We start from the raw sequence: 1,820 nt of genomic DNA on the forward strand, positions 1-1,820 counted from the left end.
GTTCTGGGGGTGGTGGCTGAGGGTTTGTCGTTCTTGGTGGTGGGGTTCTGGGCGGGGGGATCTTCTTGGCCGCCTTGGGCGGTGTTGCCCGGGTTGTCGCCGGCGGGGGCGTCGCCGTCGGTGGGCTCGCCGGAGTCGGCCGGGGCTTCGGCTTCGGTGGCCGGGTCGTCGGCGAGGGGGGCGGTGGCGTCCTCCGGGGCGCCGGGGTTTGTGGCAGGTTGGGTGACGGGGGTGTCGTTGCCGGAGACGGCATAGACGATGCCGCCGCCCGCCAGAGCGGCGGTCAGGATGGCGGCGCCGATCAGCATGTTGCGGGGGTTTCCGCGCGAACGCGGACGTCTGGAACGGATCCTGTCGCTTGACGTGATTTCATCCATCTGGGGGGAACTCCCTGCGGGTGGGCTGCTGCTCGGGAAGCTCAACGGCTTCCGAAGGGTCCCGCCAGACTAGCCAAAAATGCGATAGAGACGCACAAAAATGTCCTTTTAGGCATCTACTGGGGCAAATCAGCGGGATCCGAAGTTCTGGGTCCACCATGGGCCGCCGGGGCCGAGCCGTACGCCGACGCCGATGGCTTTGAGGTCGCAGTTCATGATGTTGGCGCGGTGTCCCGGGCTGTGGAGCCAGGCGTCCACGACCTCGGCGGGGCTGTTCTGACCTCGGGCGATGTTCTCGGCGGCGGGGTAGGCGTAGCCGGTTGCCCTGATCCTGTCCCAGGGCGAGCGGCCGTCGAGGGAGTCGTGACTGAAATAGTGGCGCGCGGCCATGTCGGCGGAGTGTCCCCGCGCGGCAGCGCGTAACCGTTCTTCGGTACGCAACGGGCGGCAACCTTCCCGCCGACGCGCGGCATTGGTCAGCCGGACGGCCTCGTTCTCCATGTCACGCACGACGGCGTCGGCACGGCGTTGCACTTGAGCCGGAGACATGACACGCCGCTCGGAGACACTGCCACCCTCGATCGACCCCCGCGCATCCCCGGATTCGCGCACGTCCGCGACCGCAGACTCATCATCCGAACCCGAAGATCCACGCGCCCCGCCGGCAGAACCACCGGATCCAGTAGAAGCACCGGAACCATCCGCCCCGCCGTTAGAACCGCCGGAACCATCCGCCGCACCGGTAGAGCTGCCGGAATCAGGTGCCTTGCCGTTCGGATTCGCAGAGCCGCGTGCTTCGCCAGTAGGGCTGACCGACTTGAGTGGCTTTGGGGTGCTGGTGGGTGTCTTCTGCGGCACCACATATGAGTCGACGGGAACCGGTGATTCCTCCGTCAGATCCCCGGCCAGCCGCCTGCTGCTTGATCCACAAGAAGCCGTTCCGACGGTGAGCGCGACCAGACCGACGGTCAACCAGGCAGTGCGCCGCCCATACCGGGGCATCCGGAAACCCTCCCTGCGGACGTCTTGGGGAATTCCGCGCCGCCTGCGCGGATGAGCGACCACACTAACCCCAGTAACGAATTCGCCGCGCAGGAATCACGAAAGAATCACGACATTGCCGGACTACTCCCCACCACGCCTCAATTGGCCGCGAACCCTATTAGCGATCACCGGCGCCACCGCCGTCCTCGCCACCGCCGGCCTCGGCGTCTACCTCGCCATCACCACCGACGAGACCTCCGGCTCCTTCACCCCACACCAAACCCCTCTCGCCGAACAACCCCCCAACGAAAACTGGGCCCCCCAATCCGGCGGTCCAGTCCCCCTAACCGACCCCCCAACCCAAACTTCACCAATTCCGACCCCCCAGCCAGAACTCCCCCAAGCACTCACCAACCTCGGCGCCCTCGCCGGCAGCCTCCTCGGCTCCCAAGACACCCC

General features: G+C 66.9%; 2 protein-coding genes and 1 pseudogene. 1 reads left to right on the forward strand and 2 read right to left on the reverse strand.

The window, feature by feature from the left end; all coding sequences use genetic code 11:
- Positions 1-308: pseudogene (locus tag Acor_RS38555) on the reverse strand (hypothetical protein); the annotation flags it as partial.
- A 198-nt stretch (positions 309-506) separates the two neighbouring features.
- Entirely contained in the window at positions 507-911 is a 405-nt protein-coding gene (locus Acor_RS38560) for a CAP domain-containing protein (protein ID WP_218034753.1), read from the reverse strand.
- A gap of 583 nt (positions 912-1,494) precedes the next feature.
- Here Acor_RS38560 and Acor_RS43765 point away from each other — a divergent pair.
- A partial coding sequence (locus Acor_RS43765; RefSeq protein WP_218034754.1) for a hypothetical protein occupies positions 1,495-1,820 on the forward strand: 326 nt, incomplete at its 3' end.

This window comes from Acrocarpospora corrugata (assembly GCF_009687845.1).
Lineage (GTDB): Bacteria > Actinomycetota > Actinomycetes > Streptosporangiales > Streptosporangiaceae > Acrocarpospora > Acrocarpospora corrugata.